Here is a 6,230-nt window from a genome sequence, read left to right as displayed (position 1 = left end):
TCTTTCAATTGAGGGGCTAATTTTCTTTTGCTCGTTTGTTCCAACAATTCATTCCGTATAATTTTTTCTTTCTCGGTCAAAATTTCTTTTTTTTCTAATTTTTTTTCCAACACTTCTTTAATCATTCCTTTGTTTATATCTATTCCTTTATCTATATCTATTTCTGTCTTTTTTTCTTGAACTATTTTATCTTCTTTTTCTTGACTGATTTGATTGTAGGGTTCTTGCATAATTATGTAAGATTGTAGATGGTAAGATTGTAGATGTCGGACACCTACAATCTATAATATTATTTCATTATATCAAATACCCGAGCAATAGCGAAGGGTGAAGATGAACGAAGTTCATCGACTTACTTAAAATACTTCAACTTCCCGAGCCGCAGCGAATAAATGTCTATTATGTAGATGTCGGACATCTACACATCTACTGTAGATGTCGGACATCTACAATATGTTTAATCTTTCTTCGCCTAGTAATCTGGGGGAATTTGATAATATCCAATAATATGACTGGCTAATTCCCTAAAAAGAGGAACGGCCGAATACTCGGCTGTTCTTGTTTTCGGATTATCAAGAGTAATTAAAATCAAAAATTGGGGATTAAAAGCCGGACCAAAGCCAACAAAGGACTGAACGGTTTTATCGGAATAACCTCTTTTTTCTACTCCCAGGGCTGCCCAGGGAACTTGAGCGGTTCCTGTTTTACCGGCCAGATAATAGCCAGGAATTTTTGCTCTTCTAGCCCAACCTTTCTCTACTGAACTAACCATCATTGTTGTTAGTTGAGAGGCGGTTTTTGCGGAAATTACTCTATTTTCATCTACTGGCTGCGGCTCATGGGGTGAGGTCTTAATTATTTCGCCGTCGGCATTCTTAATTTTTTCAACCAAATATGGTCTAACCAATCTTCCATTGTTGGCAATAACTAAAAATGCCCTGGCTAATTGAATTGGTGTCATTTCAATTCCCTGGCCGAAACTGGCTGTGGCAAAATTTATTTCATAGCCCCTTTTAAATTCTCTATTTTTGGAAAAAACCTCGCCTTGTAAATCAATTTCGGTTTTCTTAAAAAATCCGAATTTTTCCAAATATTCCAAGAATTTTTGATTACCCAATTCTTTTTGGACAAATACTGCTCCGGTATTTATTGATCTGTCCAAAACCTCTGTCATTGTTCTTTCTCCCCAAACCCTTCTACCATAATTTCGAATGATATGGCCGCCAATTCTTACTTTTCCTTCATCAATATAAGTTGTTTGAGGAGTGATTTTTTGTTCTTCCAAAGCAGCGGCCATGGTAATTGGTTTTAAGACCGAACCGGGTTCAAAAATCCTTTGAACTGCTGAATTTTTAAAAATTTTAAAATCGTTTTCTTGTTCATATTGATTCGGGTTAAAATTGGGAAAATTGGCAAGGGCAATTATTTTGCCGCTCCGAGGACAAATAACTAAAATTGTTCCTCTTTCAAAATCAAGAGAGTTATTGGCTTGGACTAATAATCTTTCAGCTTTAAATTGAATATTATAATCAAGGGTTAAAAATAAATCAGACCCTCTTTTACCAGGATTGATAAAAGGAGATTCCCGGAAAACCCGTGTTTTTTTTCTGAACCCCTTTTCTCCTTCTAAAATTTGATTATAAAAACCCTCTAATCCATATTGACCAATCCCATCTCCTCCGACAAACCCTACTACCTGGGAAGCCAAAGAATTGTGGGGATAAATCCTCTTGACTTCCCTGCCCAAATAAACTCCTTTTATTTTTTTTTCTTTCAAGTCCCGGATTTCTTTTTCGGTTAAATTATTTTTTATTCTTACAAATGAACTATCTCGCCTTATTCTTTCTAAAAGCCAATTCGGACAAAATAAGGGCGGTTTCCTCTTTTTTTTCAATTTCTCTCGGGTTGATATGTAAAAAAATTTCTTTTTTATTGGTGGCTAAAATTTGTCCTTGACTAAAAAAAATTCTGCCCCTTTCTCCCTTTTCGGGAATAATCAACTTTTGTTGACCAAAAGCTTGAGCCCGATAATAATCGTGCCTTATAATTTGAATATAAATTAAGCGACCTATAACAGTCGCTCCAAAAAGAAAAATAAAAATTAAAACTAAATTTATTCGCCATTTAGCCATATAACCGCTCATTATTTTTATCTGATTCTAATTATTTCTTTAACCAATCCTCCTTCTAAGACCTGAAAATAATGAATTTTATTTGTTTTTTCAAAATTGAGACCGGAAACCAAATTCTCAATTTTTTCCATAGAATTTCTTTTTTCAAACTCTATTTTCAATTCGTTGTTTTCTTCGGATAAAGAATTTAATTTCCTTTTGTAATTTTGGTAAAGATAATTTTGGGCTATAAAATCATTAATTTGAAAAATATAAAAAAGAGGTAAAAAAAACAATAAAATTAAAAAAATATTCAAAAATAATTTTAAATTTAAAATTAAGGACTTTCTCATAATTTTATTTAAATGCCCAATTCTTTTAATCTTTCAGCTATATTGCCCACCTCCTTTTCATTTTTTTCTTTGTATTTTTGCCAATTTTGTTCATCCCAAATTTCTATTCTATTGGAAAGACCCAAAACAGCCACATTCTTTTTTAAAAAAGCATAGTCCTTTAAATAATCGGGAATTAAAACCCTGCCCAACTTATCAAATCCAACATCAACTGCTCCTGATAGCATAATTCTGGCAAAAGCCCGAGCCTCAACTTGACTGGTTGGCAAGTTTTCTAATTTTTGGGCTAATTTTTGCCACTCAATTAAAGGATAAATTACTAAACAGTTATCAATTCCTCGGGTAATAACAGCTTTTTTCCCAAGTAGTTTTCGAAATTTAACTGGAACAGCCAATCTCTTTTTTTCATCTATTAAATATAAATATTCGCCAATAAACATAGATTATTCACAATTTTTGCCACTTATTAACATAATTATCCACAACCCCCCACCTGTATTCACTTTATCTTTTTTAATGCTCTTGGGTCAATATAAAAAAATTTTAATAAAATCCCGATAAAAATTGATGTTTTTCCACAGAAAATTAACAGGGTAGTAAAACCTATGTTCTTTACCCTACTTCGCAAAGGTAGTAGAACCTACGGTTCTTTACCTGCTTCACACCCGCTTAAACCAAAAAAGTAAGGTTAAAACCTTACTTTTGTTTATTAATAAATCGCTTGGTTAATTAAGAGTTAATTTTTAATTTAAAATTTTGGGGATCAATTTCTGCCCTGTTTCCTCTTTTTAATTGATGAGATAAAATAGCTAAAGCCAAAACATTTTCTATTTTATCTTGAATAACTCTTTTCATTTCTCTGGCGCCAAAAATCGGATTATAACCCAGTTCAATAATTTTTTCTTTAAGGCCGGGGGTAATTATAAAATCAATATTCTTTTCTTTAAGATTTTTCTTTAATTCGCCAAGCAATAGTTCGGCAATAATTAAAAGATTTTCTTTGGTTAATGGTTGAAAAAGAATTACTCCATCAAAGCGATTAAGAAATTCCGGCCTAAAAATTCCTTCTTTAAAAAGATAATCTATCAATTTTGCTTTACATTCCGACCAGTTAATTTTTTCTTTGAAACTTTCTAAAATTATTTGATAGCCGGCGTTAGAGGTGGCGATAATAATTGAATTTTTAAAATTAACTTTCCGGCCCAAGTTATCGGTTAAATGACCCTCGTCTAAAACCTGCAAAAATAAATTTAAGATGTTGGGATGGGCTTTCTCAATCTCATCTAACAAAATCAAAGAAAAAGGACTATCTTTTATTTTGGTAGTTAACAATCCTTCCTGGGTCTCGGAACCAATTAAGCGAGAAATATCAGCAAGTAGCTGAAATTCTGACATATCAAACCGAATCATCTTTTCTTTTGAACCAAAATAAATTTCAGCCAATGCCTTGGCTGTCTCGGTTTTACCCACCCCGGTTGGTCCTAAAAATAAAAAACAGCCCATTGGTCCTTTTTTTATTGTCACTTGAGCCCGAGCCCTTCTTAGAGCGGAAGAAACTTCTTTTACGGCCTCTTCTTGATTAATTATTTTTTGATGAATTAATTCTTCCAAATTTAATAAAATTTCTCTTTCTTTTATTTCCACTTCACCTACTGGAATCTGAGTTTTTTCGGTAATAATTTCAGCGATATCTTTCGGCAAAAGTATTTTCTTTTTTTTCCTAGCTAGATAAACAACAGCTTCGTCTAATAAATTTATGGCTTTTTCTGGAAAAGGAAAAGCTGGTAAATATTTTGAAGAAAGAAAAATAATATCTCTTAAGGCGAGATAAGAAATCAAAACCCTATATTTCATTTCTAACTTCAGGGCCCTCTCTTCCAAAATTAAAAGGGTTTCTTTTTCTGAAATTTCCGAGACCTCTATTTTTTCAAAAAGAGCCAAGAAAGAAGAATTTTTTTCAATGTTTTTGTGAAAACCCTCTAAGGCAGTAATACCAACAAACCGAAAAAATGGTGAGGCCAAATAAGGAGAAAGGATTCCGCTAATATCCATTATTCCTAATTTTCTTTCAGTTAATACCCCAATATAATTGTCTAAATTATCAATAACTAAAATGATGTTGCCGGCATAAACAACTTCACTTAAAATTTTATCTAAAATTCTTTCTGTTTCTTTAATATCTTGACTAACGTTTAAAATTTTTGCTAAGTCCAAAATTACCACCCGGTTATAGTTTAATTCTGGTAAAGAATTTCCCAAAGCGCATTTATTGGCCAAGGACTCAATCATACTTCTTCGGCCGCTGCCCGGTTCACCAATTATCAAAACATTGTTTTTTTCTATTTTACTCAAAATTGTTTCCATTTCCTCTACTTTTGCTTGATGGGCAAAAATTGCCCGGAATTTTTGTTTTCTCATCAATTTTGTCATATCAATTGAAAACTGGTCCAATAAAACCGTATAACCGGCTGCCCAATCTTTGGCTAAAGAACCTTTTTTTCTTAAATTTTGCCACTCCCACCACTTTTTTTCTTCCTCAATTTTATTTTCTAAAAATTCCAGCCACCAAACCGAATTTTCAATATCTGGGACTTTTAAATCGGCATCAATTAAAATTTTTTGAAAAATTAAATCTTTTTTTGCCAGAGCTGTCAAAATATCGCCTATTTCAATTCTTTGATGATTTTTTATATTGGCGATTTTCAATGATTCCAAAAGTATTTCTTGAAAATCTAAACTAAGAATTGGTTTCAGGTTTTTGGTCCCGGTCAAATTTTTCAAGCTTTTAAGATAAACAAAAAGTGTTTCCTTAATCATTTTTAAATCCAGAAGGAGGCGATAAAATATAAAATTCAATTTGGGATTATCAACCAAAAGAAAATAAAAGAAAAGGGAAGAATTGATTTCCTTTATTTTTTCTTTTTCAGTCGCTTTAATCGCTCTATCAATCGCTTTGGCTACCTCAAAACTCAAAAATTCGGCTAAGTTATATTCTTGGGGTTTTAGAATTAATTTATCAAGGGAGATGCCTGTTTTTGGGTTTTTTAATTTTGATTCAAAAAAGTTTAATTTTAAAGTAAAAGAAATTGCCAGGGTAAAGAAAATCAAAGAAAAGCCCAAAAAATTTATAGGAGCAAACCCTAAAAATAAAGGGGCGAAAAGTCTGTAAAAAAACAAAAAAATGGCAATGAAAAACAAAAACCAGAATATTTTTTTAAGAATTGAAACCAGTTTGAAAAATTTCTCAAATTCAACCGCCTGATAGATTTTAGCTTCTTTTAAATTAAACATTGTTAAACTTTTAAGAAAGAGTAAGTAGAATCCCGAAAATAAAATTGGTAAAATCAACCAACCCGTTAAAATAATTACTCCGGCCGCAATTATTAAAATCTCACTAATGATGCCGATTAAAATTAAAAAAGTCCTCATTATTGCTCCCATAATCCGCGAAATGAGGTTGGAAATGAAGGCCTCTAAATACTTTTTAAAATCAAAGCCCCGACCATGAAACCACTGATATCTCCGCCAAGGAGAAAAAAGGGTCTTCAATAAAAGAAGAACTGAAAAATACTCCAAATTAAACAAAAGAAGGTTTTTATAGGCCTGAAAAATATTTTTGAATACATCAAAAAAATACCAGGAAAACCCAGGAATAACTATGTTTTTCATTTGAAAAACCGAAAGCATAAATTTTAATTTAGTGTTCAAATGTATTTTACCATTAATCAATAAATTTTTCTAATTCTTCAAAAACATCGTCCGGAAT

6 protein-coding genes are annotated in these 6,230 nt (G+C 32.0%); all 6 read right to left on the bottom strand.

From position 1 onward, the window contains the following. On the bottom strand, positions 1-230 hold a 230-nt coding region (locus tag KY055_01995; protein ID MBZ1345386.1), incomplete at its 3' end, for a hypothetical protein. 242 nt (positions 231-472) lie between these two features. Further along, complete coding sequence (locus tag KY055_01990) at positions 473-1,894, bottom strand: penicillin-binding protein 2 (GenBank protein MBZ1345385.1); 1,422 nt, start codon at positions 1,892-1,894, stop codon at positions 473-475. Then, the gene (locus KY055_01985; protein MBZ1345384.1) at positions 1,827-2,132 is read right to left on the bottom strand and encodes a hypothetical protein; all 306 of its coding nucleotides are present in this window, start codon (positions 2,130-2,132) and stop codon (positions 1,827-1,829) included. The genes KY055_01990 and KY055_01985 overlap by 68 nt, the downstream gene beginning before the upstream one ends. Before the next feature lie 17 nt (positions 2,133-2,149). Further along, positions 2,150-2,464: a hypothetical protein gene (locus KY055_01980; GenBank protein ID MBZ1345383.1), complete on the bottom strand. Its 315-nt coding sequence runs from the start codon at positions 2,462-2,464 to the stop codon at positions 2,150-2,152. Between the two features lie 8 nt (positions 2,465-2,472). After that, on the bottom strand, positions 2,473-2,904 hold the full coding sequence (gene mraZ / locus KY055_01975) for a division/cell wall cluster transcriptional repressor MraZ (protein ID MBZ1345382.1): 432 nt from the start codon (positions 2,902-2,904) through the stop codon (positions 2,473-2,475). Between the two features lie 289 nt (positions 2,905-3,193). Continuing rightward, entirely contained in the window at positions 3,194-5,755 is a 2,562-nt protein-coding gene (locus KY055_01970; GenBank protein MBZ1345381.1) for an ATP-dependent Clp protease ATP-binding subunit, read from the bottom strand. Between the last annotated feature and the right edge of the window lie 475 nt (positions 5,756-6,230).

The organism is Candidatus Nealsonbacteria bacterium (genome assembly GCA_019923625.1).
Lineage (GTDB): Bacteria > Patescibacteriota > Minisyncoccia > Minisyncoccales > RBG-13-42-11 > JAHXGN01.
Note: the sequence above shows the minus strand (reverse complement) of the source record. Positions and strands in the feature narration are given on the sequence as shown.